General features: G+C 48.2%; 1 protein-coding gene and 1 pseudogene. Both read left to right on the forward strand.

Annotation, left to right across the window (positions count from 1 at the left end; translation table 11 throughout):
• Positions 1-374, forward strand: a pseudogene (locus R8O11_RS28240) (o-succinylbenzoate synthase); the annotation flags it as partial.
• The coding region (locus R8O11_RS28245; RefSeq protein ID WP_318195002.1) for an AMP-binding protein at positions 359-668 on the forward strand (310 nt) is incomplete at its 3' end. The pseudogene R8O11_RS28240 and the gene R8O11_RS28245, both read left to right, overlap by 16 nt.

Raw genomic sequence — 668 nt, forward strand, 5'->3', positions numbered from 1 at the left:
TTAATACTGGTATCGCGATTGCTTGGGATGAAACGCTGCAAGATGCCGTTCGTCGAGAAGACTTTAGCCTTGAAGATCTGACAGGCGTGAAAGCGATCATTATCAAACCGACATTAATCGGCTCCGTCGACTTCTGCATTAAATTGATCGAAAAAGCAAAAGCGTTAGGAATGAAAGCGGTGATCAGCTCAAGCATCGAGTCGAGCCTTGGCTTGAACCAATTAGCACGTTTGGCGCAATGGCAGTTGCCTGATGAAGTTCCTGGTTTGGACACTATCGGGTTGTTCAAAGCGCAGCTAGAGCAAGGTTGGCCAAAGTGCGAACTTCCTGTGCTTCCTTTGTCTGAGCAGGAGTTAGTGTGGCATTCAGCATAGAGCCATTCTCTACAGAACATAGTGCGATTCCACCTTGGAAGTATTGGGCTCAAACGAGCCCTTTTTCTATTGCACTCGCAACACCTCAAGAAACATTGAATTGGCAACAGCTCTCGCTTCGTGTTACTCAATACGCGCAATCGCTCTTGCAGCAAGGTGGTACGCGTGATGATGTGGTGACTCTGGTAGGGAAGAACCAAGTTGAAACAGTACTGTTTTATTTAGCGGCGCAACAGTTAGGCGCCATCACCGCGTTGACTATGCCTCAGCCAATCGAGGCGCTACAAGGTAAGC

The sequence above is a fragment of the Vibrio sp. 1288 genome, assembly GCF_033344475.1.